General features: G+C 38.8%; 23 protein-coding genes and 1 other RNA gene. 9 read left to right on the forward strand and 15 right to left on the reverse strand.

The window, feature by feature from the left end:
* Positions 1-3: 3 nt before the first annotated feature.
* Positions 4-639 (forward strand): NAD(P)-binding oxidoreductase, encoded by a 636-nt coding sequence (locus tag GQR47_RS05155; protein ID WP_138489435.1) that lies wholly within the window; start codon positions 4-6, stop codon positions 637-639.
* Positions 640-815: 176 nt separating this feature from the next.
* On the opposite strand, the gene GQR47_RS05160 is transcribed toward GQR47_RS05155, so the two are convergent.
* A complete protein-coding gene (locus GQR47_RS05160; protein ID WP_165723606.1) occupies positions 816-1,574 on the reverse strand; it encodes a sulfite exporter TauE/SafE family protein in 759 nt (252 codons plus the stop codon).
* Between the two features lie 186 nt (positions 1,575-1,760).
* Between GQR47_RS05160 and GQR47_RS05165 the strand changes: the two genes are divergently transcribed.
* From GQR47_RS05165 to GQR47_RS05175, 3 genes are all read left to right on the forward strand, one after another.
* On the forward strand, positions 1,761-2,765 hold the full coding sequence (locus tag GQR47_RS05165) for a YHYH protein (protein WP_165723607.1): 1,005 nt from the start codon (positions 1,761-1,763) through the stop codon (positions 2,763-2,765).
* A 35-nt stretch (positions 2,766-2,800) separates the two neighbouring features.
* Positions 2,801-3,097 (forward strand): hypothetical protein, encoded by a 297-nt coding sequence (locus GQR47_RS05170; protein ID WP_165723608.1) that lies wholly within the window; start codon positions 2,801-2,803, stop codon positions 3,095-3,097.
* Between the two features lie 162 nt (positions 3,098-3,259).
* On the forward strand, positions 3,260-4,366 hold the full coding sequence (locus tag GQR47_RS05175; RefSeq protein ID WP_279167425.1) for a hypothetical protein: 1,107 nt from the start codon (positions 3,260-3,262) through the stop codon (positions 4,364-4,366).
* 98 nt (positions 4,367-4,464) lie between these two features.
* On the opposite strand, the gene ssrA is transcribed toward GQR47_RS05175, so the two are convergent.
* Positions 4,465-4,821, reverse strand: a transfer-messenger RNA (tmRNA) gene (gene ssrA / locus GQR47_RS05180).
* Between the two features lie 263 nt (positions 4,822-5,084).
* On the opposite strand from ssrA, the gene GQR47_RS05185 reads away from it, so the two are divergent.
* Positions 5,085-6,710 (forward strand): FapA family protein, encoded by a 1,626-nt coding sequence (locus GQR47_RS05185; RefSeq protein WP_165723610.1) that lies wholly within the window; start codon positions 5,085-5,087, stop codon positions 6,708-6,710.
* Here GQR47_RS05185 and rnt read toward each other — a convergent pair.
* Positions 6,694-7,398 carry a ribonuclease T gene (gene rnt, locus GQR47_RS05190; RefSeq protein ID WP_024595664.1) on the reverse strand — a complete coding sequence of 235 codons (705 nt, stop codon included), beginning with the start codon at positions 7,396-7,398 and terminating at the stop codon, positions 6,694-6,696. The two genes, GQR47_RS05185 and rnt, sit on opposite strands and share 17 nt — an antisense overlap.
* Positions 7,399-7,600: 202 nt before the next feature.
* Between rnt and GQR47_RS05195 the strand changes: the two genes are divergently transcribed.
* Positions 7,601-8,479 (forward strand): OmpA family protein, encoded by an 879-nt coding sequence (locus GQR47_RS05195; RefSeq protein WP_024595663.1) that lies wholly within the window; start codon positions 7,601-7,603, stop codon positions 8,477-8,479.
* 5 nt (positions 8,480-8,484) lie between these two features.
* On the opposite strand, the gene GQR47_RS05200 is transcribed toward GQR47_RS05195, so the two are convergent.
* On the reverse strand, positions 8,485-9,378 hold the full coding sequence (locus GQR47_RS05200; protein ID WP_165723611.1) for a DMT family transporter: 894 nt from the start codon (positions 9,376-9,378) through the stop codon (positions 8,485-8,487).
* A gap of 216 nt (positions 9,379-9,594) precedes the next feature.
* Between GQR47_RS05200 and GQR47_RS05205 the strand changes: the two genes are divergently transcribed.
* Positions 9,595-10,797: an aromatic amino acid transport family protein gene (locus GQR47_RS05205; protein ID WP_165723612.1), complete on the forward strand. Its 1,203-nt coding sequence runs from the start codon at positions 9,595-9,597 to the stop codon at positions 10,795-10,797.
* 73 nt (positions 10,798-10,870) lie between these two features.
* Here GQR47_RS05205 and GQR47_RS05210 read toward each other — a convergent pair whose 3' ends face one another.
* From GQR47_RS05210 to GQR47_RS05225, 4 genes are all read right to left on the reverse strand, one after another.
* Positions 10,871-12,061 carry an amino acid aminotransferase gene (locus GQR47_RS05210; RefSeq protein WP_002962951.1) on the reverse strand — a complete coding sequence of 397 codons (1,191 nt, stop codon included), beginning with the start codon at positions 12,059-12,061 and terminating at the stop codon, positions 10,871-10,873.
* 80 nt (positions 12,062-12,141) lie between these two features.
* A complete protein-coding gene (locus GQR47_RS05215) occupies positions 12,142-12,801 on the reverse strand; it encodes a GAF domain-containing protein (protein WP_024595660.1) in 660 nt (219 codons plus the stop codon).
* 56 nt (positions 12,802-12,857) lie between these two features.
* Positions 12,858-14,507 carry a SpoIIE family protein phosphatase gene (locus GQR47_RS05220; RefSeq protein WP_024595659.1) on the reverse strand — a complete coding sequence of 550 codons (1,650 nt, stop codon included), beginning with the start codon at positions 14,505-14,507 and terminating at the stop codon, positions 12,858-12,860.
* Positions 14,507-14,812 (reverse strand): STAS domain-containing protein, encoded by a 306-nt coding sequence (locus GQR47_RS05225; protein ID WP_002962948.1) that lies wholly within the window; start codon positions 14,810-14,812, stop codon positions 14,507-14,509. Before GQR47_RS05225 ends, GQR47_RS05220 begins: the two co-directional genes overlap by 1 nt.
* A gap of 135 nt (positions 14,813-14,947) precedes the next feature.
* On the opposite strand from GQR47_RS05225, the gene GQR47_RS05230 reads away from it, so the two are divergent.
* Entirely contained in the window at positions 14,948-15,277 is a 330-nt protein-coding gene (locus tag GQR47_RS05230) for a translation initiation factor (protein ID WP_002962947.1), read from the forward strand.
* A gap of 12 nt (positions 15,278-15,289) precedes the next feature.
* On the opposite strand, the gene GQR47_RS05235 is transcribed toward GQR47_RS05230, so the two are convergent.
* Positions 15,290-18,304 carry an EAL domain-containing protein gene (locus GQR47_RS05235; RefSeq protein WP_024603482.1) on the reverse strand — a complete coding sequence of 1,005 codons (3,015 nt, stop codon included), beginning with the start codon at positions 18,302-18,304 and terminating at the stop codon, positions 15,290-15,292.
* Between the two features lie 361 nt (positions 18,305-18,665).
* Between GQR47_RS05235 and GQR47_RS05240 the strand changes: the two genes are divergently transcribed.
* Positions 18,666-19,823, forward strand: a complete 1,158-nt coding sequence (locus GQR47_RS05240) for a chorismate mutase (protein ID WP_002962945.1) — start codon at positions 18,666-18,668, stop codon at positions 19,821-19,823.
* 61 nt (positions 19,824-19,884) lie between these two features.
* Here GQR47_RS05240 and tyrA read toward each other — a convergent pair whose 3' ends face one another.
* The 6 genes from tyrA to ffh form a co-directional block, all read right to left on the reverse strand.
* Complete coding sequence (gene tyrA / locus GQR47_RS05245; RefSeq protein ID WP_002962944.1) at positions 19,885-21,018, reverse strand: bifunctional chorismate mutase/prephenate dehydrogenase; 1,134 nt, start codon at positions 21,016-21,018, stop codon at positions 19,885-19,887.
* 248 nt (positions 21,019-21,266) lie between these two features.
* Positions 21,267-21,626, reverse strand: a complete 360-nt coding sequence (rplS, locus tag GQR47_RS05250) for a 50S ribosomal protein L19 (protein ID WP_002962189.1) — start codon at positions 21,624-21,626, stop codon at positions 21,267-21,269.
* A gap of 33 nt (positions 21,627-21,659) precedes the next feature.
* Positions 21,660-22,427, reverse strand: coding sequence for a tRNA (guanosine(37)-N1)-methyltransferase TrmD (trmD, locus tag GQR47_RS05255; RefSeq protein WP_002962190.1), 768 nt, complete (start codon positions 22,425-22,427; stop codon positions 21,660-21,662).
* Complete coding sequence (gene rimM, locus GQR47_RS05260; RefSeq protein WP_024596584.1) at positions 22,427-22,963, reverse strand: ribosome maturation factor RimM; 537 nt, start codon at positions 22,961-22,963, stop codon at positions 22,427-22,429. Before rimM ends, trmD begins: the two co-directional genes overlap by 1 nt.
* A 17-nt stretch (positions 22,964-22,980) precedes the next feature.
* Entirely contained in the window at positions 22,981-23,229 is a 249-nt protein-coding gene (gene rpsP, locus GQR47_RS05265; RefSeq protein ID WP_002962192.1) for a 30S ribosomal protein S16, read from the reverse strand.
* 260 nt (positions 23,230-23,489) lie between these two features.
* A complete protein-coding gene (gene ffh / locus GQR47_RS05270; RefSeq protein ID WP_002962194.1) occupies positions 23,490-24,869 on the reverse strand; it encodes a signal recognition particle protein in 1,380 nt (459 codons plus the stop codon).
* Positions 24,870-25,006 lie beyond the last annotated feature (137 nt).

A 25,006-nucleotide genomic window follows, 5' to 3' on the forward strand; every position in this document is an offset into this window, starting at 1 on the left:
ATTATGAGTAAGACCCTAATTATTGGCGCAAGCGGACAAATAGGTAAAATGGCAACTGAGCTACTTTTAGAAAATGAGCAAAATGTTGTGGCATTAGTGCGCGACAAAAATAAGTTAAGCGATTTAAACAGCTCTTTTTTAACTATTGTTGAGCAAGATCTTGAAGGCGATTTTGGTGATGCAATGAAAGGCTGTGACCAAGTGATTTTTGCTGCAGGTTCTGGCGGAAGTACAGGCGATGATAAAACTGTACTTATTGATTTATGGGCTGCAACTAAAGCAGCTACCTTTGCAAAAGAGCATGGCGTTAAACACTTTATTATGGTCAGCTCAATCGGTGCAGACGACCCAGATTCGATTCAAGGTGATTTAAAACCTTACTTAGTTGCCAAGCACATGGCTGACGAGCACTTAATAAATAGTGGTTTAAATTATACCATTGTTCGCCCTGGTACACTGACTGATGATAGTGCTTCAATGCAAGTAACAACGCAGCGACCAAGTGATCGTTCTGAGGCTAAAATTAGCCGCGAAAACGTAGCCAATGCATTATTACATATTGCGACTAACTCATTTATTAGTAACCGCATTTTTGAGTTATTTGATGGCGACAAACCAATTAAAGCCGCTGTTAAATAAGCTTTAATACCAATTTATTTAAACGTATAAACAATTATTGCAGATTAGTATAGTTCATCGATAAGCCCAAAAATTACAGTGTAGTCGCTCTGCACCGGTAGTTTTTAGGCAATGAATTGTTTAATTCGCTTAAGTGATTTATGTTTAATAAAATTAAATTTACTCCACTAAGTAAATTAGTGGAGTAATATTTTAATACCTTGCCAACCGAGTTGTAGCGTTAATAACGTTAAAACGACTCTAAAAATACGCTCAAATTTATCCCCAGACATACTTTTAAGTAATTTAATTCCAAACCAAGTACCTACAGCACCACTTATTATCATAGCAATTACAAGCGGCATCCATTGCCAAAAACTAAAGCCAACAGCACCATAAATTACCGCTTTTAATAAATGCTGCACACTCATAATGCTCGAAAACGTTGCCGTAAATTTTAACTTTTCGTAATTATTTATATATAAACAGCTACCAACTAATGGCCCGCTCGCTCCCACAAACATAGAAATAAAAGTCGTTATGCCACCGGCGACCATACGCCATAACTTAGAGGTTAATTTTACTGGCGGTGTTTTACCCCACAGTAAATAAATAACAAAAATAGCGACCACTAACTTCATAGCATCAAGCGATATATCATCAATTACAAAACTTGATAACCCCGCCCCTACTAAGCCGCCTAACGCAAAATATACAAACATGCTTTTATCTATATGTTTAAAGCTGAGTAAAAACCTATTTGCATTAGAGCCAAGCTGTACTAAACCATGCACAGGCACAACAACTGCCATTGGCATAAACGACGCCATAACAACAAGCAGCATTAACCCGCCACCAGCACCAAATGCAGCAGATACAAAAGAAGTAAAGCCAGCGGTGATTATTAACAATAAAAACAAAAATAAAGACATGCTGTCGGGAAATAAAAAATCCATAAAACTCCATTGCCTATTTAAATACTTTTAAGTCGCAGTATTTAAATAATAAAAAAGGTACTACACACATTTATAGCCACTTTATCAGCCTCTATCTCAGGCTATGTACTATGTTGCGTTGTTTTTGCACTTTGTTTGCACATTTAACAAATATTATACATTCAACTTCATTACCGGATATTTTTGATGAAAAGATTTAACACACCAATTTTAACACCACTTGCAGTGTGTATACTCACACTGAGTTTAGCCGCCTGTAACGGTAGCGGTGCTGAAAGTACAGTTGTAACTGAAACAACCACCGATGAGGGAACTACAACAGATACTTCAACTGATTTTGTTGTAGAAGTCGACCCTTTTAACTTTGAAAGCGATGCGCTCATTTCATCAATTACCACTCAAACATGTACGCTAAGTAACGGCGATGAAGCGTCATGCTATAAAATTGATATAGCAGGTGCGCCTTCAAATTACGAGATTGGTGTATTTTGCCCTAGCAATATCACATCAACAGCAGACGAAGCCGGTATTTGGTTTGATGGCACCGGTGAGGTTTACGATATAACTGGCGACTTTATTTTAAATCTACCAACATTGTATAACGATAGCCATTGGAAGCTATACGACGAAGGTACAGGCCTTGTAAATGTAACAGACACACAAGAATCGTGTGATGGTGCTGCACGTCCAAACGTAGAGGAGCAATACCAAAATCACTGCGTAGAATGCTCTATTGATTATGTTGATGGCGGTATATCAGAATCATTTTTAATACCAATAACGCCTGTTGCAACCACTCAAAATAGCAGTATTGGTAACACTAATGTAGGTGTTGCTCTAAATGGTGTTGTACTTGCTGCACCCGCCCCTGTTGAGGCTATTTTAGGCGCATACACTATTGCAGCCTTTGATGATTGCGCCGGGCATATTAACTTAGTAGCAGGTTATCACTACCACGGTGAAGCAGGCTGTAGCCAAACACAAATCCAATCAGACGGTCATGCCGCCATGATGGGTTATGCACTCGATGGATTTGGTATATTTGGCATGCTTAACGAAGATGGATTAGAACCCACTGATTTAGACGAATGTAGAGGTCACACCGACGATACACGCGGATACCACTACCATGCAGCCGATGTATCTGAAAACATGTTTATTGGTTGTTTTAAAGGTGCTACCGCAAGATAACTCGCATTCTGGCCAAATAATTAACTGAGATACTAATGAAAATATTTAACGTAATAAAAGCATTAACCACTGGCTTTTTACTTGCTACCTCTTGCTCAGCGCTAAGTCATGCAGGCCACGGCTCAAACGCGCCTTGGGAAGCATGTGAAGAAAAAGCCATTAATGAAGGTTGTAGCTACACAAGCCATGATAAAAAAGCGACAGGCACATGCCAAGCAATAAACAAAGTACTTATGTGCGTTCGAAATAAACCACTTGAAACATTAATAGACAAAGCAACCCAATCTGCCAGTGATCAAAAGCAATCTGTAAAATCACTCGCAAAACGATAAAGTAAAGTAACAGCTACACGCCAAAGTCTTAACGCTGTTTGTTAAGGCTTTTTTTAATCACAAATCATTAGAAAGCATACCCTTTATCTGTTAAATTAGCTTTGTGTATCAAATAATAAAAATAAAATTCCAAAAATGGAATTACACAAGCAAGGTACTAACGTGAGCGCTACATTTAAAATTGTTTTTAATGGTCAGTTATATCAAAATACTGACCTTACCTCTGCCCAAGAAAAACTTAGCCAACTTCTAAATATTCCTCATAATATTGTTGTTCAGTTATTTGATGGAAAAGCTTACGCTTTAAAAAAAGACTTATCGAGTATTGATGCTGTTAAAACAGAATCCTCACTAAAAAAGCTAGGATTAATTACTAAAGTAGAACCGCAACTCTCTACTTTAACCTCTCAATCTAAAAATAATCAAATAGCACTCACTGAGCACAACAAAAATACAGATAAACACATTAGTGAAAGTACTGACGGTAAAAGTATTTCAATACAAAACGAACGCCTAGATACGGGCAAAGCCCCAAATACAGCTGCAGCTATTAAGCAAAGTTATAATAAATATAAATTACTGCGTAACACTTTAAAAAGCGCATTGTACTTTTGCTATTGCGCACTTTGTATTATTACCATAATAGGCGTAGGGATCAGTGTTAATGCACTTAAAAACAATTTTGGCACTCTAAATAATGGAACCACAAATAACACAACTACAAACAGCTTAAGTTACCAAAACTATAAACAATATTTGATTGATCAAAACAGCCTAAATCAACCAACACAAAAAGTAACAAACGAGCAAGCAGCTAACCCTACACAGCAAAAAAGTAATGAGTACTTTAGTCGCTTTTCATCGCTAATAAATAGCTACGCGCAAAGTACAGGACAAGCTGATATAAAAACGATGGGGGGCGATAAATTACAACAGCACCTGCAAGAAATAGATGACCTAGGCCCTAAAAATGAATTTTGGCAGCAACTGGTACAACTTTCAAAAGGCTTAGATAACGATAAGCATGTAATAGGGATGCTAAACAATACTGATCCCGCCAAAGTACAATGGATAAACGCGGTAGATTGGATCAGCCAAAGCTATATTAGGCAACAGCAAAACTCGCAAACTACAAACAATTCTCCTGTCACTACCTACGAGGCAAGTAACCCTATACTTAACCTAACGTTGTTAATAAGTATGCTGTCGTTATTTAGCCTGCTTGTGATTGCAATAAAAATGAAGCTACGCGCAATAAGACATTCTTAAACTTTATTTTATAAATTCCATAAAAAAACCCGCAAATTTGAATTAACAAATTTGCGGGTTTCTTATGGTTTTCGAATAACGAGTTCAAAAACCTTTATTGGTGGAGCTGGGGGGATTTGAACCCCCGTCCGAAAAGCCTCGACCGTCGGTACTACATGTTTAGTATTGTCATTTAATTAACCTTTAAGTCCCGGACAAACACGGTAAATAAAGGCGAGGCCGCTTAGTTTTAACGCTTCAACCCCGGCCAGGGTTTCCGTCGCGATCAGGTGTTAGGGTGACACTCCAAAATCCAGTCCACAAGAATACATGGAAGGAGCGCTAGCCAGCCTAAGCTGCTAGAGAGTAGTTATCGTCGTTTGCGATTACTTTAGGTTGCGGCTGTTTAACGAGGCAAACCGCACCTCGACATGCACCTTGGGCTTCTTGAATTCCGTCGAATCCTAATCAGCCCCTGAATTAGTAACTCAATTCAGAGCGTGCAAACAGTATAACTGAGTAAAGTACTGATACTCAAGGCCTAGTAACGCTTTATTTTAATTGCGTGCACTAACCGAGCATTAAGTAACCAAAATTTAGTTTATGCAAGCCCATATAAACATTTGCTTAACAATGTGTTTAACCTGTGTTCAAATAAGGAGTTAAGGTTTTTGTCATTTCTAAACCTTTAGTTGTAAAAAACAAAAATAATAACAGGCATAGAGTAGGGAATTAATAAATGTCGGTTTTTTCATTTGATCAAAATACAGGGTTTGTCTCTTTAGTTAGTCACCCTATTGATAGTGGCTTTCCTGTTACGAGTACTCAGCTTACGCAAATGCTCGAACAATCTGAGTTTAGTGAGTACGAAGCTGTCATTGCCAATATTGGAAAGCTTTTTGCGCCAACTAAAAACTATCAGGAAGTATCACTTGTCGTTGCTAAAGCGGTAGATGCGTCGCTTGTCATTAATATTGATGAAAAAAACATGGTCGCAGAAGCAACATTAACTACCGCTAAAGGTGGTGCGCTTTTGTCTATGAAAGGTGCGCAAAAAGCGCTTGCTGATGCAGGTGTTAAAAAAGGAATAAGCCCACGCGCGCTTGATACCTTTTTAGGCCAGCAGTTTGAAAAACCAGCAGGAAGCTCTTATAGCGCCATAATTGCACATGGGCGTAATCCTAAAAAAGGCAGCGATGCTAAATTTGTGCGCTTATGCTCAACAGCCCAAGACCGTGTGCTTAGCCCACAAGCTAAGGAAGGTGGTAAGGTTGATATGAAAAATCTTGGCGCTATTATCACCGTAAAACCTGGTACTCCCTTAATGCAGCGTATTGCCGCTACTCCTGGAGAAGATGGCTATACGGTATTTGGCGATTCAATTAGTGCAAAACCAGGTACAGATCACCAACTCCAGCCTTTCGAAGGTACAAAAGTAGATCCTAATAATCCTAATATGCTTATTGCCGACTGCAAAGGTGTGCCCGTTGCCCTACCCCGAGGTATGCGTGTAGATGACGTTTTATGCTTTGATAACGTAGATGTAAGTACAGGCCACGTTGATTTTGATGGTAGCGTAATTATTACTGGCGATATTAAAGACGGCATGCGTGTAAAAGCCAATGGTGATATTACGGTACTGGGTTTTGTAGAATCAGGAGCTGTTGAAAGTAAAAGTGCGGTAACCATTATGCTTGGCGCAATTGGTAGAAAACGTGAAGGCGAGGAAGCATTTACATGCTCTATAACCGCTCAGCGAACTATTTCTATTGGTTATGCTCAGTACTGCAATATTAAATCCGAACAAGATTTATTTATTGAACGCCAAGCTCTACATTGTGATTTAAGTGCTAGGCGGTTAATACGTGTAGGCAAATCAAACGATCCGCGAGGTAAAATTATTGGCGGTAATATTTTAGATGCTATGCGCATTGAAACAGGTGAGCTAGGCGCGCCAGCCGGTACTAAAACGCGCGTATTTTTAGCGCAACTCTGGTTTGAGCTTCGCCAAAAGCAAACACAAATAACCGATTTTGAAAAAGTACTTGCGACTAAAGTAACCGCTTTACAACAGGCTCGTGAAAAAGCGAGTAAAATTGCGGGGGCTGCTCAGCGCCAGCAATTCATGAATAAGATAACTGAAAATGAAAAGCATATAAAAATACGCTCTGCACATATTCATCGTCAAAAACTACTTATTAAGCAAAAAATAGTGCAATTACTTGCCAGTAGTCGTTTAAAAGTAAATGAATTAATGCACCCTGGTGTGGAGCTTAAAATAGCGAAAGATTCTAAACAATTTTCGCGTATTTACCCGCCCCACCTAGTTAAGCTAACTGAGGGTAAAATTACTCAGACGTTTTAGTTTCTTCGTTATTTTGTGTATCAGTTTCAACTTTGTTATTAGCGTCGCAATCATCAGTTGGCGCTAATGGCCAACCACCTAATTGCTGCCAGCGATTTACTATTAAGCAATAAAGCTCAGCTGTACGTTCTGTGTCGTAAAGCGCTGAGTGTGCTTGGCTGTTATCAAACTCGATACCTGCCGCTCTACATGCTTTTGCTAATACAGTCTGCCCTAACGCTAAACCCGCTAAAGATGTTGTATCAAAGCTTACGAACGGATGAAATGGCGTACGCTTAATGTTATTACGCTCTATTGCTGCATTTAAAAAGCCATGATCGAATGCGGCATTATGCGCCACAATAACTGAGCGTTGGCACCCTGCGGCCTTTTGCGCTTTGCGTACTACTTTACATATTTCTTTAATTACTTCGTCTTCAGGTACTGCGCCACGTAATGGTGAAAACGGGTCTATACCGTTAAAGTCGATGGCTGCTTGTTCTATATTAGCGCCTTCGAATGGCTGAACATGAAAATGAACAGTATGATCTATGCTGAGCAGTCCTTCGTCATCCATTTTTAAAACAGAAGCTGCTATTTCTAACAAGGCATCTGTCTCTTTGTTAAAACCTGCAGTTTCAACATCAATAACAACAGGAAAAAATCCACGAAAGCGTTTTGCGAAAGGTGTTTGCTCAGTATTTGCCATAGTCTTCTTTGTTTATACGTGTAAGCTGACTATTATGTCAAAATTGATGCCCCCTAGGCTAGGGGATTTAAGTATTTATTGCTTTAAAATTGTAGGCACATAACTTGCTTTAACTTATAAGTTAGTTACGTAGAGAACAAACTAATCATTGCAGTCGTTAATTTGCCAAATTATTGGCATTCCCGGATAGCTGGAGAGCACCATGAAGTATAAGTTGTTATTTATTAGCCTTAGTATAAGTGCAGTGCTTTGCAGTACTCACTCGCAAGCTGCTATGCGCCAATACACAGCAACCCAAGACAACTCCAACTGGGAAGTCGTTAAAACAACGCGCTTACAATGCCAATTAAATCATGAAGTTCCTTATTATGGGGAAGCTATTTTTAAAGCTTCAGCAAGTAAAAATAAAAACTTAACGTTTAATTTAGATATGGTTGTACGCCCAGATAATTACGCAATTGCTGGTTTAAAAGCCGTGCCACCGTCTTGGCGAGCAGGCTTACCGGCCCGTGATATTGCAAATATGAAATTACTTAAAAAGTTTGATGGTGAGCTGGGCAATAAAACCGCATGGGAGATGCTTAGTGAGCTTGAAAAAGGCTACTACCCTACTTTTTATTATCAAGACTGGCAAAACAGTGCCGATAAAATTGCCGTTGGTATATCGAGTGTAAACTTTAAACAAGCTTACTGGGCTTTTTTACAATGCCGTGATGAGCTACTCCCTTACAGCTTTGAAGATATTTCGTTTACTGTAATGAACTATCAATCTAACAGCAGTAAATTAACTAAATCGTCGCAACAACGCCTTGATAAAATTGCTGAGTATTTAAAAAATGATGCAAGCATAGAGTCCATTAGCATTGACTCATACACCGATAGTTATGGCGGCCGCTGGAATAACTTAGATTTATCGCGCAAGCGCGCCAAAACTATAAAAGATTATATGGTGAGCTTGGGTGTTGATGAAGCAAAAGTGCAAACCACCGGTTTAGGCGAAAAACGCTTTGTTGATAATAACGATAACATTTTAGGCCGAGACAAAAACCGTCGTTTAATTATTCAAATAGAGAAAATGTAGTAAAACTAATTTGCGCTTACTCTCTTTCGCTTTAAAAATTTATCACCAAATTGGAAAAAACCCAGACTAATTAAAATAATAACCGCACCAATTATTAGCTCTTGGCTTAATGGCTCATTGTTTAGCCAAGCTCCTAAGCCTAACGCAAAGCTAGGAGTTATGAGCGTAGTAAGTGATACCGTACTCGCATTTAGGTTTTGCAGTACATGAAAATACGCCAAAGCCCCAACTAAAGATCCAAACACACCTAGATAACCAATTGCCCACAATGATTTTGCACTCCAGTTTTGTATATACAACTGACCATCTAATAACCACCAAGCAATAAAAAAGAGTGGGGTTACAAAAACTAAGGCACCAAATGTTGTTGCCATAGGGTGAATCGCAATTTGTACGCGCTTAATCATCACACCACTTAAGCTAAAAAAGCAGACAGCCATAAACACATAAAGTAACCCGAGCCCTTGAGTTTGCGAGTTTTGTACTTGGTTATAACTAACAAAATATAAGCCGATTAGGGCGCACGCTAACGCCACTAATTTAATCGGGCTAAATTTAGGTTCATTTAATAACTTCTGAGCAAGCAACCCCGACAAGATAGGTGCAAGGCCAAACATAAGCGAAATAATACCCGAAGGGACTGTTTTAGCTGCCATATAGCTCAGTAACATACCGCCAAAAATACCTATACTCGAATAAAAATAAAGTAAGCACGCATTTTTGCTCCAAGGTACTCTAATGTTTGTTATGGCAACAATTAAACCACCTAAAAACAACCCCACCAGCATACGCATTAATACAGCAAGCGTTGGCGATACTGTTTCACTGCTCCACACAATCCCCAGAGGTGTAGTAGACCAAATGAGAACCATAAAAAAATACGATACTTTTACCGGCACATGCCAATCCTTAGCGTTTTATAACGCAATCCAACGTACATAAAATTATACCCTCACCACCCTATTTTAATACTTTTAAATGCATACAAGTCCTTAATAAATACAGTTGTAAATTGTAAGTTACATTTTAATACTGCTCTTTTATTACAAAACTATTTGAGATTTGAGTAACTAGTTATATCGTGCATGTATATTAATAATAATTAAGGTAATTAAGTGCTTAAAAATAAAACAACTGGAAGCATGTTAATTGTTGCTGGCACAACTATTGGTGCAGGTATGTTGGCATTGCCAATTGCATCTGCCGGGCTTGGGTTTAGTACTGCCCTTGCATTAATAATTGCTAGCTGGTTACTAATGACCTACACCGCACTACTCATGCTAGAGCTACACCAATATGCACCACGCGATGCAACGTTAAATACGTTGGCTAAATTATGGCTTGGAAAGCGCGGACAATACATCGCGAATTTTTCGATGGTTTTTTTATTTTACGCTTTATGCGCTGCTTATATTGCAGGTGGTGGTGCACAACTTCAAGCGCGTATAAATATAGGCTTTGATGTAAATATAGCCCCACAGTTTGGCTCTGTGATCCTCGCTGTTATTATTGCAAGTGTGGTAACGCTGGGCACTAGCAAGGTAGATAAACTAAACAGAGTGTTATTTACTATAAAAATTATTGTATTAGCTAGTTTGTTTTACATGCTAACCCCTTATGTACAAGGTAAGCACTTATTAGAAATGCCTGTAGAGCAAGGGTTAATCCTTTCGGCTATACCGGTTATATTTACTTCGTTTGGCTTTCATGGCTCTATTCCTTCTATTGTTAAATATGTTGGTGTAGAAATAAAAGTACTGCGTAAAGTGATGATTGCTGGAGCCGCCCTGCCTTTAGTCATTTATATTTTTTGGCAACTACTTAGCCAAGGTATTATGAGCCAAGCTGACTTACTCAACAGCCAAGGCCTTAGTGGCTTTGTATCAAGCGTGGCAAGTATTGCGCATAACCCAAGTGTGGCAACGGCCGTTAAGTTATTTGCTGATTTAGCACTTGCGACATCATTTCTAGGGGTGAGTTTAGGGTTATTCGATTTTTTTGCTGATACATTTAAAAAAGGTGACAATAAAACAGACCGAATTAAAACGGCCTTAATTACGTTTATTCCGCCGCTTGGCTTTGCATTATTTTATCCTCAAGGCTTTATTATGGCTTTAGGTTACGCTGCAATAGCACTTGTCGTACTTGCAATATTTTTGCCTGTAGCAATGGTTTATAAACAGCGTACAACATCAAGTAAAACAGGTTACAAAGTTAAAAGTGGGAATATTGGGCTTGGCATAGCAGCTATATGTGGCATAACGATTATTGCTGCGCAGTTTATGCAAATGGCGGGGCTAATTCCTGCTATCGGTTAAAGCTTTTTGTTTTAATTTAGATATAAAAAAACCGCACATCATTAGATGTGCGGTTTTTTTATATTAACTGCGTTTATTTACAAACGTCAGCTACAGCATTTGAAAAGTATTCAATATTTGACTGGCTAACACCTGCAACATTTACGCGGCTAGAACCTACAATGTAAATACCATATTCTTTTTGTAGGCGAGCAATTTGCTCTTTATTAATACCTAAGAAAGAAAACATACCGTTTTGACGTTCAATAAATGAGAAGTCTTGCGCAATATCTTTAGTTGCTAAGCTTTCTTTAATTAAGCTACGTAAGCCATTTATGCGGCTACGCATTTCATCAAGCTCAGAGTGCCATAATTGTGTAAGCTCTGTACTGCTTAAAATAGTATTAACAATATCAGCACCATGCGCTGGCGGCATTGAGTAAATACTACGTACAACGCTTAGCATTACAGAGTTTGAAATATCTGCTGTTGCGCTATCTTTTGCAATTAGTGAACATGCACCAATACGCTCGCGGTATAAGCCAAAGTTTTTAGAACATGAAGAACAAATAATTAGCTCTTCTACTGCATCAGCTAAAATACGTAAGCCACGTGCATCTTCTTCAAGTGAAGCACCAAAGCCTTGGTATGCAATATCAACAAGTGGTGTAAAGCCAACTTCTTTTGCAAGTTCGGCAACTGTGTTCCACTGTGTTTCGTTTAAGTCCATACCGCTTGGGTTATGACAACATGCATGCACTAAAACTACATCACCTTTAGGCACTTGTTTAAGTGTGTTGATCATTTCATCAAACAGTAAGTCTTTATTTTCGTAATCGTAATACGGGTATTCTTTTACTGTTAAGCCTGCAGCTTCAAACAAGCTAATATGGTTTGCCCATGTTGGGTTAGTTACCCATACTGTTGCATCTGCATTGCAACGCTTAATAAATTCAGCTGCAACGCGAAGTGCGCCCGTACCACCTGGCGCTTGTGCAGTACGTACGCGATTTGCTAGCAATGCTTGATGTTCGCCTAGTAGTAACTGCTCCATCTTTTGGCAGTAATCTAAGTTACCCGCTAAACCAATGTAAGATTTGCTCATTTCGTTTTCAAGACGAAACGCTTCAGCTTTTTTAACCGCTTTAAGAACCGGTGTATTGCCTTGCTCATCTTTGTAGACACCTACACCTAAATCAATTTTATTAGGGTTTGTATCTTGTTTATAGGCCGCCATAAGGCCAAGAATAGGATCTGTTGGTAATGGTTTTAATACTGAGAACATTGGCTATCTCTTATCGTTATTTAGGGGTTAGCTGTTAAGCTAAGCTTAACATAAAAGCACATCATGTTGACTAGCGTTATTTACACTAGAAAGTGAGGAATTTTAATACAACATGCAATTAAAACGGCAAGCGTCTTTTCATCAAAAAAATCATTTTTAAAGGCTTCAGCATCTACAATACCAACACATTCATTTTGTGTATTAAATAAAGGTAAGCAGGTTTCTGATTTAACTTTAGGATCGCATGTGTAGTATTCACCACCTTGTGATAAGTACTCTTCAACGTTATTAATAATACGGCCCTTGTGAGATAGCGCAACCTGCACGTTATTACTACCTGCCGCAAATGCTTGCGTTAAAGGGAACAACGGACGACTAGGCGCACCATGATAAGCCAATTTTAATAGTTGCTTACCTTCACTAGTATTAGTTGATTGATAAATACCATACCAATCAACACTTGTTTGGTGCTCAATGTAGCTCACAATACTTTGTAAATTAGCTAGCTTGAACTGGGTTTGCTCATCATTTTCAAGATAATCAGTTAATTTGAATGGCTCATCTTGTAGGTAACCAAATAAACTACACGCACCGCCCTCGCCAAGCTCAGGTATTTGATACTCCCAACATACCTCAGGCAAAGCTGTGTTTGCTAAATGTAGCTCAAGCTTTTCAAGCTCTGTTGAAATCAAAGCTGGATTAGCACTTAATTGTGCTTGTTTTAGGTAAGAAGAAATCATTTGGCCATCCATACATCTAAAGTTTCGAGAATAATAGCATGGATATTTTTGCAGAGCTAGCTCAACTTGTAGCACATTTCAACTTGGTTACCGCTGGCGTTATAAGTTACCTTTTCGGCTATTTCTTCTAGTAAAGACACCCCTCTACCAAATTCATTATTAACCTTTGCCAACTCATCGTGCTTACTACTAAACCCTCGGCCTGAATCACAAATAATGAAATATAAACTGAGCGTGTCGGGGCAATAGCGCATATCAATAATAATCATCGCATCTGTAAGTTTAGCAAGAGCTGCCTCTCTTAATTCGTAATATCGAAAAAAGCCGTCTTCTTGTTTTTTAATCTCTGAGTTAAGCCCTAGTACACCATGATCAAGCGCATTGTTATAAGCCTCAGACAACAGTAAAAATATATTAGAACGATGGGCATTTAGCCCCCCAACACTGCTTAAAATATTAACAACGTCGTAAACGGGGTCTGTTTTTTTTATTTGTTCTGAGTTTAAACTCAAAGATAAATTAAACGCTAAAGTTGAGAATGCTTCTCGCTCTTGCTCCTCAGGAACTAAAGGCAGGCAGTTTAGTAAAACAATGCTTAAATCGTCTTGCTGTTTAGTGCCATCTGCAAACTCAGTAACGTCAGCCACTATATCTTCGCTACTAATCATCGATTTACTTTTTAAGGTTTGTAAAAAACGCTCTTCCCCAAAAAATGTATCTTCTTTGTTTGCTGTTTCTATAATACCGTCGGTTGCTAATACTAGGCGTGTATTACTATTTGTTTCAAAGTGAATAACTTCATATTCAAATTCTTGATCGTCTAAAATCCCCAGCGCCATATGTTGCGACTCTAATGTTTGTTTTACATTACCGTCTTTATCTATTAGGTACGCATCTGGCAGGCCGCCCATCCATGCAGAAATACTTTTACCGGATGCACTAAGCTCTATAATGGTTGCAGCACAAAACATGTGTCCAGGTAGGAGATTGTAAAGCAGTGTATTTAGCTCACAGGCAATGTCATTAATCGCCATGCCTTTTTGTACCATAGTATAAAAAACACGAGAGATAGGTAATGCACCAATAGCTGCCGCTAAGCCGTGCCCTGTAAAGTCTCCCAACATGCAATACAGATTGCCTATTGGACTTTGCGCCACTAAAAACATATCGCCGTTAAACATAGACGCCGGCGATAAATTAAAATCGAGGTACTCTTTAAACTTGCCTTGATTCTCTAATGAGTTATTAAAAATATGCTCAATTATTTCGTGTTCACGTTCAATTTGATTATGATGATATTCAAGCAGTTTTTTTTGTTTATTTGATTTTTTACTTAGCTCTCTGGTGCGGCTATGTGCTTTAATTTTTGCATGCAAAATAACTTTTTCAAATGGTTTATGAATAAAGTCATCGCCACCTACCGCGAGGCACCGCTCAAAACTTGCTTGATCGTCTAAGGAAGTTATAAAAATAATCGGTAAGTAAACTTCACTATACTGCTGTTTTATTTTTTCAGCGGTTTCAAAACCATCCATTACGGGCATTAAAACATCAAGTAGTACAATGTCTATTTGCTCTCTTTTAAGTACATTAAGTGCATCTAGCCCATTGTAAGCCACTGAAATTTTGTAACCTTCCTGCTCAAGCATTTTACTTAGTAAAATGCGATTGAGCGCCTGATCGTCAACAATCAACACATGTATCATTAGCTAATATCAAACTTTTTATCAAAACGTGAAATTTGTAGGATTTTTCTAAGCTGAGGTTGGCAATTACTTATTTCGATGGTTTTCACTTGGCTATCAATGGTTTTTTTCATATTAAGTAACATGCCAAGTGCTGAACTATCCATGTAATCAGTCTCTCTTAAATCGATAATAACCTTTACTGTTTTTTCGCTCATTTGAGCATAAGCTTGGCGAAACGATTGCACTAAATTAAAATCAAACTTACCTTTAATTTGTATTGTTAATGTAGTGCCATCGACTGATTCATTCTTAGTTAAACTCATATTAAACTCCAATAATATTTCCTTTGAACTAAATATAACCTGTTAAAAGTATTTAGCAAAAAGAAAAACACACAACTTCAAATTTGCTATCATTTACACCAGTATTTAATTCATTTTTATCCACAAAGGTAAGGTATGAGTGATAGTCACTTAGTATATTCAACTAGTACGGGTCGCATTGACCAGCCGAAACCAGAAAAAGAGTTGCACGCTAAACTTTTTAAAGATGGTTTTATTCGCATTGAGCGTCAAACAAAAGGGCGTAAAGGCAAAGGCGTAATGCTAGTTGTTGGCATTGATCCAAAAGATCACGATTTAAAAAAGTTAGCTAAAACTATAAAAAGCAAAATGGGCCAAGGCGGCGCAGTAAAAGAAGGCATTATTGAAGTACAAGGTGATGACCGAGATAAACTAAAAGGCATTTTAGAAGCGTTAAAATTTAAAGTTAAAATTGCGGGTGGTTAACCCGCAATTTTATTAACTAGTTACTTCGCTATTTGCGAGTTCATTTAACCTTTCATACAAATTCGGTAGTTCGTGCTCAGCAATTGGCTTACTAAAATAATAACCTTGCACAATGAAGCAATTATTATTTTGTAAAAACTGCATCTGCTCTATTGTCTCAACCCCTTCTGCGACCACGTCTAGCTTTAACTTTTGCGCCATGGCAATAATAGCTGCAGTGATTTCCATATCATTTGTATCCTCTGGGATATCTTTTACAAATGAACGGTCAATTTTCAATATATCAACCGGGAATCGTTTTAAGTAACTGAGCGATGAATAACCTGTACCAAAGTCATCAATAGAAATTGATATACCTAATGCTTTAAGCTCGTGCAATTGTGTAATGGCTGCCTCTACATTACCCATTAGCATGCTTTCGGTCAGCTCTAAATGAAGGCGCTTTGCTGAAACACCCGACTTAATTATCATTTTGCTCAGTGTTGTAACTAAGCTTGAGTCTTTAAACTGGCGGGCCGATAAGTTTATCGATATATTATTTTCTAGACCTTGTTCTGCCAATCTTACGGCAAAATCACAAGACTCTTGAAGCACCCATTCACCTAATTCAACTATAAGGCCTGTCGCTTCTGCAATAGGAATAAATTTATCTGGAGGGATTGCGCCTTCAGTTGGGTGGAACCATCTTAATAACGCTTCATAACCAACGACCTGATGAGTACGGCTATCAACTTGAGGTTGGTAGTAAACTACAAATTGCTTTTCTTTGAGCCCTATACGTAACTCATTTTCAATAAATAAACGCTCATTTGCGGCCGCATTTAATTCTTGGCTATAAAAGTGGAAGGTATTACGTCCTTTTGCTTTTGCCTCATACATTGCCAAATCAGCATGTTTGAGTAACTGATCTTCCTCTAAGCTATCGTAAGGAGCCATAGTTATACCAATACTCGCGCTCACAATAACTTCATTGCTACCTAGTTTTATAGGCACGTTCAGTGTTTTTTGAATTGTATTGGCAACATCAGCCGCGTGAGCTTGGCTTTCTATACCACTGAGCAACACTGCAAATTCATCACCACCTAAGCGCGCTATGGTGTCCTCGGCTCGTAAACGTTTTTTAAGTCTGTTTGCCACTTCAATTAATAATTGATCGCCAGCATCGTGCCCTAATGTGTCGTTAATACGCTTAAATTCGTCTAAATCAAAGTAAAACAAAGCAAATGCATAATGCCCGCGCTCTGCTAATGCCATTGATTTACGCAATTGCATTCTAAAAAACGTTCTGTTGGCAAGTCCGGTAAGGGTGTCAAAGTAAGCCAGTTGTTCCATTTTACGCTGGCTTTCTTTTACAAACGAAATATCTTGTGCTGATGCTACATAACTGGTTATTTCACCGCCCTCTTCACGAATTGGCGAAACACTTAAAGACACCCAAATTGGCTCTTTGTTTAAACCCGCTATTAATGTGTCCCCGCGCCAGTAATTACGGCTGCGTAAATCTATGTCTATATCTTCGACTAAAATAGACATTTCTGAGGCAATAATATTAAGTAATGGTGCTCTATTAAAATGACTTTCTGGATAGCCTGTCATTTCGAGCATTTTGGGGTTTACATACTCAATGACAAAATTTTCATCGGTGATCACAACCCCAGTGCCCGAGAACGCGACCGCTTTAGATAAACGATTAGCTGCTTTTTCAGCAATTTCTTTTTCTGTAATTCTTTGGTTTAAACCATCAATAAGTTTGCGGATTTCTACCGTCATGTCTCTAAATGAGCCATTAAGGGTACCAATCTCATCTTTGTTTTCTGGCGGAAACTCTGTTGTTAGCTGACCTTTACCAAAGCTTGTTACTGCATAAACTAAAGTATGTAAACGCCGAAGCACTAGTTGATAAAGCGCCTGATGCAGCAATAAGGCAACTAATATTGCGTATAAAATAAAGAGTCCAAAAAACTTCAGTTTTAAATCTTGTAACGCAGATAACGTTGATGAACGTTTTTTATAAACCCCTATGTACCAATCTAAATCATCAATTTTACGGATATTAATAATGTGAGCTTCATCATTTTGTTCAAATGAATTGGCGTATTCTGGTAACTTCACCGCAATTGCATCGTCAATAATTGACTGCAGTTCTGGGTTTACAAATTCGTTAGTAGCGAGTGCTTTATTGTCACTACCGTAGTCAGCTAATAATGCAGGGTTTAGATTGGGATGGGCTAACAATTGCCCTTTACTATCAAATACAAGTAAGTGTTTTTCTTTATCGCCAACAGGTAAAAATGAAATAAGTTTATTAAGGGAAATATCGCTTCCCGTTACACCTAAAAACTCGTTATCAACATACACCGGCACTAGTAAGCTAATAACCCACTTTCGCCATACTGTATCGTAATAAACTTTTGACCATGCAGGCTCTCGCTCTGACCCCAGCATACTTTTAATAGATTTGTACGTTGACCCTTGAGTAACTCTAAACTCGGCTGGCGCATTTAATGCCCAGTTTGGAGGAGAAACACGAATGAAATCGTCATCGGTAATTAAATAAAAGTTAAAAAAGTCGTGTACCAGAGTCGGAGAAATTATACGCCATAACATTTCGGAATCATTAAATAGGCGTTTATAAAAAGGAGAGTAATTTTGCTGTGGTAAAAATGCTGCTGATAATCCATCAGCCGAGGCACTTCGAATCGTACCATCGCTATTAAACTGTAACTGTGATTTATTACTTAAATTAATTGGTAAATTAGATTGAAATAGCTGCTCTGTCACTACGTTATTGGCTTGCTGAGCTATATTTATTTTTGTTTTAATACGTTCATTAAACTGCTTCACTAATAAATCTGTAGAGCTTTTTAACACCTCATGCTCTTCAAAAACAAGTTGCTTCTCTTCAGATTTAAGCATTAAGGCAGCCGCACACACCCCTGCTATTAAACAAATAGCAGATATAAGCAGTGAAAGTTTTACACTTAAAGAATTAAATCCAAAACGCGATGGAGGGCGTCTGTAAACCACAGGTCAACCTTAATTATTAATAATTGTTATTATTTGAACCAGTTTACGAAATATATCAGATCTGACTTAATATTTATAAATTATTTGTTAAATATCACTAAAAACTAATTATGACCAAATAAATAGCGCTTTGCGCTTATTTAGCAACGTATCGTTATTGACATTGTTAGTAACTCTCCATACATTAACTGCATGAAACTATTTATCTCTCGCACTTTTTTTTCGTTTTTTAGCTTCTTTATATAAAAGAGGCTTCCCTGTTTGTGAGATAAAATCAATCGAATAGTAAAGCCTCCCAACTGGGAGGCTTTTTTGTTTTTGCTGTGTAGTAACAGCCTACTTTTGGAATGAGGATACCAAAATGACAAATGATGTATTAAATGCACTAAGACACGATATAAATGAAATAGACTCCGACCTACTCGTGTTATTAGCTAAACGTCGTCGCATTAGCCACGGTGTGGTTGAATATAAAATCGCCAACAACAAGCCAATTCGCGATGAAGCACGTGAACTCGCGCTTCTAGAAAAATTAATTGGTTATGGTAAGTCACTGGGTTTAGATGCTTACTACGTAAATAATGTGTTTCAAACTATTTTGGAAGATTCAGTTTTACACCAACAAGCAATGTTACAAAAAAACCTTAATCCAGACGCACTGAGTGAAACACACCGTGTAACTTACTTAGGTGGTCAAGGTTCTTATAGCCAGCTTGCATGTCATAAATACTTTAGTCGCCGCCCTGGTAAATTAATTGAAATTGGCTGTACATCGTTTGACGAAATAACAGGTAAAGTAGAAAACGGCCAAGCTGATTTTGGTTTATTACCGATTGAAAACACAAGCTCTGGTAGCATTAACGAAGTATTTGACTTATTACAGCACGCACAAGTCTCTATTGTTGGAGAAGTCACTCACAGTGTAGAGCATTGCTTACTCGCAAACCCTGATACTGAACTTAGCCAACTAACAAAAGTATTTGCACATCCACAACCATTTGCACAGTGCAGCCGTTTTTTACAGGGCTTAGGTGATTTACAACATGAAACTTGTGACTCTACATCAAGCGCATTACAATCAGCTCTGAACACACCAAATAGTGCTGCAATTGGCTCTGCACAAGCAGGAAAAAATGTCGGCCTTGAAGTCATCAAATCAAATCTTGCTAATCAAAGCGAAAACCATAGCCGCTTTATTGTTGTTGCGCGTAAACCTCTGCAAGTGTCTAACCAAATTCCAACTAAAACTAGTTTAATCATGTCGACAAAACAGCAAGCGGGCTCACTAGCCGATGCGTTGATGATTTTTAAACAGCATAAGATTAATTTAGTAAAACTTGAGTCGCGCCCAACTCCGGGCAATCCGTGGGAAGAAGTATTTTATGTAGATCTTGAAGCAAACTTAGCTGATAGCCAAGTAAAAGAAGCGCTAGAAGAACTTAAAGAACACACCCAATATGTGCGTATTTTAGGCTGCTATCAAAGCGAGTCATTACAGGCAGTAAGCGTTAATACCTAATACACACTTTCATAATTAAAAAGGGCCGATATCGGCCCTTTTTAGTAAAAAGTGACAAGTATTAGTCTAAAACTTTTGAATCATTCGCTTTATTTAATAAGCTTCGGCTTTGTGTTAAAAAGTGCTCTGTTGAGTCAGAAAAGTAAACTTTCGCTTGCGCAAAAGAATCAATAAGCGCTGCTTTATCTCCTGCTTTTAATTTTTCCAATGTACTTGCAAAAGTGTCTTGGTACTGTGCGAGCAGGCTCTCTACATCATCGAATTGCGCTAACATAATATCTGAGTACAACTCCGGCGACTGCGCAAATAAACGCCCTACCATCATCAGCTCTAATTGATAAATAGGTGACGAGCAACTACGTAACTCTTCAAGTGTATGACTTTGTTTTGCTAAAAACTGTCCGTACACAAATGTTGTTAAATGGCGCATTACCTGAATAATTTGCATTGCTTCGTCGTGCTTTTTAGCATCAAGCTCAACAAGCTGACAACCCCATACTTGTAACTGCTGTAACAAACCTTTTGCCGCTTGGTGCTCTCGCCCTTCACATACAACGACTGTTTGTTTTACCCAGTGTGATATGTCAGGGCCAAACATAGGATGCAAACCCACCACAGGGCCACTGTGCGCAGCTTTTAGTGCTTTAATAGGCGATTGCTTTACCGATGTAATATCAACTAGTAAACAGTCATCATCTAGTTTAGGTAACTTAGCAACTACTGCGTCCAATGCATTAATTGGTACGCTAATCATTACCAGCTTGGCACCTTTTAAAATATTTTGCGCATCGTTTTGCTGATCTTTATCTAAAACTTTAACTTCGTAACCTGAGCGAATAAACTGCTGAGCAAATAGCTGCCCCATAGCACCTTGGCCACCTACAATAACAATTGGCGAAAGTTCTGGCGCTGCACATGCAAGTTTTGCTTGTTGGTTTTGATAGGCTTCTCGCATCATGCGTCTTAGTATATCTTCAACGAGATCGGGGCTTACATTTTGATTTATTGCTTCTTGCCTTCTTGCCGCTAATAGCTCTGCTTCACGATTAGGTGCATGTAAAGGCGCGCCTGTTTGTTGTTTTATCTCACCAATTTTTTGCGTAATACCATTACGTTTAGCAAGTAAGGCAACAAGTTGTGCGTCGCATTCATCTATACCTTCTCTCAGCTGTGCTAAATCACTTATGTCAGCCACGTTCATACCACCTTAAAAAACAAATAACGTAAATATAAATTTACATAAAAGTAAACTAATCAATACGATAAATACTAACAGGATCAGCTAACTGATAAAAGGCTAAAGCTTAAATTTTACTAATAAGGAAATAAGAATTGAGAATTGAGAATTCAGAATTGAGAATTGAGATAATAATATTCTAAAACCAAAACGGGTTGCAACCCGAAGGATGCAACCCGTTTTTTTGCGTTGATAAACAGCGCGTATTAGTTAAGTTTTTCTCTAATACGTGCAGATTTACCAGAACGCTCACGTAGGTAGTAAAGCTTAGCACGGCGAACTGCACCGCGACGCTTAACTGCTACGCTATCAATAAGAGGGCTGTGCGTTTGGAATACACGCTCAACACCTTCACCGTTCGAAATTTTACGAACTGTGAATGCTGAGTGAAGACCACGATTACGCTTAGCGATTACAACACCTTCAAAGGCCTGTAGACGCTCTTTAGCACCTTCTTTTACTTTTACCTGTACAACCACTGTATCACCAGGGCCAAATGCAGGTACGTCTGTTTTAAGCTGCTCATCTTCAAGCGCTTTAATAATATTTTGGTTTACTTTTGCCATTATGTTTCTCACTTTCCTAGGTGTAACTGTCTTCTAGCCACAAGCTTTTTGGTACTCTTGCTGAAATTCTGCGAGTAATACCGCTTGCTCCTCAGTCAGAGCTAGGTTATGCAACAAGTCAGGACGTCGTAACCAAGTTCTACCTAATGACTGCTTAAGCCGCCACTTTGCTATCTCTTGGTGGTTTCCGCTGAGTAATACAGCAGGAACCTGTTTGTCGTCCAATGTTTCTGGTCGTGTATAGTGTGGACAATCTAACAAGCCATCCGAAAACGAATCTTGTTCTGCTGACTGGTTGTGACCTAACACACCTGGCACTAATCGCGCTACTGCGTCAATTAATGTCATGGCAGGTAGTTCACCACCACTCAAAATAAAATCACCAATTGACCATTCTTCGTCAACATATGATTCTATTATTCTCTCATCTATACCTTCATAGCGACCGGCAATCAAAATCAGTTTATTAGAGTTAGCGAGTTCGCTAGCGCCCTGCTGATCAAGTTTGCGCCCTTGCGGGGACATATAAATTACTTTAGCGCCATCACCAGCTGCTTTTTTAGCTTCGGCAATCGCTTTTTTTAATGGCTCAACCATCATTAACATACCTGGTCCGCCCCCGTAAGGACGGTCATCTACGGTTCTATGCTTATCTAAAGCGTAGTCTCGCGGATTCCAACAGTTAAAATCAATTAAACCATTTTTTACTGCGCGACCGGTAACACCTTGGTCTGTAATAGCGTCAAACATGTCTGGAAAAAGGCTTATCACCCCTACCCATAATGAACTAGTTTGCGTCATTAAAACCCTGGATCCCAATCTACGGTAATTTCTCTTGCGTCGTATTTAACTTCTTTAATAACTGAATCAGTTAAAAAAGGAATCAAACGTTCAGCTTGACCAAATGCGTCTTTACTATTTGCTTTCACAACTAGTACGTCATTTGACCCTGTCTCCATAAGGTCATCAACAATGCCTAAGCTATAACCTTTATCGGTTACAACAGACATGCCAATGAGATCTCGCCAATAGAACTCACCTTGCGGAAGTTCTGGTAAATGCGCTGCATCCATTGAGATTTCAGCATGGGTATAAGCCATTGCTTCGTCTCGGTCGTTTATCTGCGCAAATTTAGCGATAAAGCCTTTGTTGTGGCGACGCCAGTCGACCACTTCTAAGGACTGCCATTTACCTTGCTGCCCTATCAACCACGGGCTGAAATCGAAGATCCCTACGGGATCATCAGTAAATGAATGTACCTTAAGCCAGCCCTTTATACCATATGGGGCACCGAGCTTTCCTACGACAATTATTGATGAGGTGTTCTCTTGACTCATGGTTACACTTACGCCTATTAAGCCGCTTTACGAGCGTCTTTTACTAACTTAGCTACGCGATCTGAAAGAGATGCGCCCTGACCTACCCAGTGTTCAACACGTGGTAAATCTAAACGAATTTTTTCTTCTTGACCTGAAGCAATTGGGTTAAAAAAGCCTACTTTCTCGATGAAGCGACCGTCACGCGAGAAACGGCTATCCGCAACCACAATTTGATAGAAAGGGCGTTTTTTAGCGCCACCACGTTGCAAACGAATAGTTACCATACCGTCCTCTATAAAGATTGACTGTTTTCATTAATAAGATTTACTCCCCAGAATGGGGAGCTGGGGAATTGTACGAGTTTTTGGCAATAACGCAAGTAAGAAGTGAAGCAAAAAGACAGTTTAGTAGGTTAAACCGTGATCTCAACGACAAAATAGGGTTAAAGGTGTATTACATGCATAATTTATTCAACAAAAAAGGAGCTATTTGCTCCTTTAAATATGATTCGCTATTATTTTAAAAAATAACTCAAAAGTATTTTTTAAAACTTAGGACCACCGCCACCCATCATCCCAGGTGGTAACATGCCTTTCATACCGCGCATCATTTTAGTCATGCCGCCTTTACCTTTCATCTTTTTCATCATTTTTTGCATTTGCGTAAACTGCTTAAGCAACTTATTAATCTCTTGTACTTGTGTACCAGAGCCAGCTGCTATGCGTTTTTTACGTGAACCTTTGATGATTTCTGGACGTGCGCGCTCTTTTTTAGTCATTGAGCTAATAATAGCTTCCATTTGGATAAATGTTTTGTCACCCATTTGGCCTTTAACAGCATCTGGTAAGTTAGACATACCAGGGAGCTTATCAAGCATCGACATCATGCCACCCATGTTTTTCATTTGCTTTAATTGATCAGCAAAGTCGTCAAGGGTAAAACCGGCACCTTTAAATACTTTTTCAGCAACTTTGGCAGCTTGCTCTTTATCTACTTTCATTTCGACTTCTTCGATTAATGAAAGTACATCACCCATACCTAAAATACGCGACGCTATACGGTCTGGATGAAAAGGCTCGAGTGCGTCAGTACGCTCACCCACACCCATAAATTTAATTGGTTTGCCTGTGATATGACGAATAGATAAAGCAGCACCACCACGTGCATCACCATCGGTTTTTGTTAATATTACACCGGTTAGTGGCAGGGCTTCATCAAATGCTTTAGCTGTATTTGCCGCATCTTGACCCGTCATTGCATCAACAACGAATAAAGTTTCAATTGGGTTGATTGCTTTGTGAAGATCTTTAATCTCGTCCATCATGTTGCTGTCAACATGTAAACGACCTGCGGTATCAACAAGTACTACATCTATAAATTTCTTTTTAGCATGAGAAATTGCAGCGTTTGCAATATCCACTGGCTTTTGCGAAATATCACTTGGAAAGAAATCAACGTCAACTTCTGTAGCAAGCGTTTCTAGCTGTTTAATCGCAGCAGGGCGATAAACATCGGCACTTACTACAAGCACTGATTTCTTTTTGCGTTCTTTTAAAAACTTAGCAAGCTTAGCTACACTGGTGGTTTTACCCGCACCTTGCAGACCCGCTACCATAACAACGGCTGGCGGTTGTGCATTTAGGCTTAGCTCTTCATTGGCCTCACCCATTGCTTTTTCTAGTTCTTCACGCACTATTTTTATAAATACTTGGCCAGGGCTTAAGCTTTTTGTAACTTCAACCCCAACTGCACGTTCTTTAACTTGTTTTACAAACTCGCGAACAACAGGCAGTGCCACATCGGCTTCTAAAAATGCCATACGCACTTCGCGAAGTGTGTCTTTTATGTTGTCTTCAGTCAGACGGCCACGGCCACTGATATTTTTTAAGGTTTTACCTAATCGTTCTTGGAGGTTCTCAAACATGTAACGGTTCCGATAAGACGTTTATATCAATCCATTAAAATTTTACGGTTAGTTTGATTTTCAATTAACCAGGATTGACTTATTAAGTTTCAATTAAAAGTAGTATACCGTATATGGCGTCTTACAATACAGTGTTC

Source organism: Pseudoalteromonas sp. Z1A2 (assembly GCF_011378755.1).
Lineage (GTDB): Bacteria > Pseudomonadota > Gammaproteobacteria > Enterobacterales > Alteromonadaceae > Pseudoalteromonas > Pseudoalteromonas distincta.

Coding starts and splice junctions, on each gene's coding strand:
- GQR47_RS05240 (WP_002962945.1), top strand. CDS start 18,666: ATGACAAATGATGTATTAAATGCACTAAGACACGATATAAATGAAATA.
- GQR47_RS05225 (WP_002962948.1), bottom strand. CDS start 14,812: ATGAGTTTAACTAAGAATGAATCAGTCGATGGCACTACATTAACAATA.
- ffh (WP_002962194.1), bottom strand. CDS start 24,869: ATGTTTGAGAACCTCCAAGAACGATTAGGTAAAACCTTAAAAAATATC.
- rplS (WP_002962189.1), bottom strand. CDS start 21,626: ATGGCAAAAGTAAACCAAAATATTATTAAAGCGCTTGAAGATGAGCAG.
- trmD (WP_002962190.1), bottom strand. CDS start 22,427: ATGACGCAAACTAGTTCATTATGGGTAGGGGTGATAAGCCTTTTTCCA.
- GQR47_RS05210 (WP_002962951.1), bottom strand. CDS start 12,061: ATGTTCTCAGTATTAAAACCATTACCAACAGATCCTATTCTTGGCCTT.
- GQR47_RS05170 (WP_165723608.1), top strand. CDS start 2,801: ATGAAAATATTTAACGTAATAAAAGCATTAACCACTGGCTTTTTACTT.
- GQR47_RS05165 (WP_165723607.1), top strand. CDS start 1,761: ATGAAAAGATTTAACACACCAATTTTAACACCACTTGCAGTGTGTATA.
- rnt (WP_024595664.1), bottom strand. CDS start 7,398: ATGGCAAATACTGAGCAAACACCTTTCGCAAAACGCTTTCGTGGATTT.
- GQR47_RS05220 (WP_024595659.1), bottom strand. CDS start 14,507: ATGATACATGTGTTGATTGTTGACGATCAGGCGCTCAATCGCATTTTA.
- GQR47_RS05155 (WP_138489435.1), top strand. CDS start 4: ATGAGTAAGACCCTAATTATTGGCGCAAGCGGACAAATAGGTAAAATG.
- GQR47_RS05185 (WP_165723610.1), top strand. CDS start 5,085: ATGTCGGTTTTTTCATTTGATCAAAATACAGGGTTTGTCTCTTTAGTT.
- rpsP (WP_002962192.1), bottom strand. CDS start 23,229: ATGGTAACTATTCGTTTGCAACGTGGTGGCGCTAAAAAACGCCCTTTC.
- rimM (WP_024596584.1), bottom strand. CDS start 22,963: ATGAGTCAAGAGAACACCTCATCAATAATTGTCGTAGGAAAGCTCGGT.
- GQR47_RS05230 (WP_002962947.1), top strand. CDS start 14,948: ATGAGTGATAGTCACTTAGTATATTCAACTAGTACGGGTCGCATTGAC.
- GQR47_RS05195 (WP_024595663.1), top strand. CDS start 7,601: ATGAAGTATAAGTTGTTATTTATTAGCCTTAGTATAAGTGCAGTGCTT.
- GQR47_RS05160 (WP_165723606.1), bottom strand. CDS start 1,574: ATGGATTTTTTATTTCCCGACAGCATGTCTTTATTTTTGTTTTTATTG.
- GQR47_RS05215 (WP_024595660.1), bottom strand. CDS start 12,801: ATGATTTCTTCTTACCTAAAACAAGCACAATTAAGTGCTAATCCAGCT.